General features: G+C 72.4%; 1 protein-coding gene. It reads left to right on the top strand.

Annotated elements, in window-relative coordinates:
* On the top strand, nucleotides 1-842 hold an 842-nt coding region (locus tag ACFF45_RS35515), incomplete at both ends, for an FAD-dependent monooxygenase (protein WP_381351175.1).

The raw sequence follows: 842 nt of genomic DNA, 5'->3' as shown, positions 1-842 counted from the left end.
CACCGACGCCGGCGATCCCGCCAACACCACCGACGCCACCGACGCCGGCGGCGGTGTGGGGGAGGTCCGGGCCCGTTATGTCATCGGTGCGGACGGGGCGAACAGTTTCGTGCGTTCCGGGATGGCCACGTCCGTGACCGACCTCGGGTTCTTCTACGACTGGCTGATCGTGGACACGCTCCCGCACGAGGAGGCGGAGTGGTCGCCGATGAACTGGCAGCTGTGCGACCCCCAGCGGCCCACCACGATCGTCTCCGGCGGTCCCGGGCGGCGCCGCTGGGAGTTCATGCGGCTGCCGCACGAGAGTGTGGCGGAGCTGAACACGCCGGAGACGGCGTGGCGGCTGCTGGAGCCGTGGGGGCGCACGCCGCAGAACACCACGATCGAGCGGCACACCGTCTACACGTTCCAGGCGCGCTGGGTGGACCGGTGGCGTGAGGGCAGGCTGATCCTGGCCGGGGACGCCGCCCACCAGATGCCCCCGTTCGCCGGGCAGGGCATGTGCTCCGGGATGCGCGACGCGATCAACCTCGCCTGGAAACTGGACCTCGTCCTCGACGGGCACGCCGACCCGGCCCTGCTGGACACCTACACCTCCGAACGCAGCGAGCACGTCCAGCACGCGATCGGCATGTCGATGGCGCTGGGACAGGTCATCTGCGTCCTCGACCCCCAGGACGCCGCCGCCCGGGACCAGCGGATGACCGCCACCGGCGCCGACCCGCGGACCGCACTGCCGCCCACCCCGCCACCGGTCCTCGGCGACGGCGTCCTCCAACGCGGCCCCGACGGCACCCGCGCCGCAAACGTCGGCCACCTCACCCCCCAGTACCCCGTCACCC

The organism is Streptomyces cinereospinus (genome assembly GCF_042430725.1).
Taxonomy (GTDB): Bacteria; Actinomycetota; Actinomycetes; order Streptomycetales; family Streptomycetaceae; genus Streptomyces; species Streptomyces cinereospinus.
This window is presented reverse-complemented; position numbering and strand designations above follow the sequence as displayed.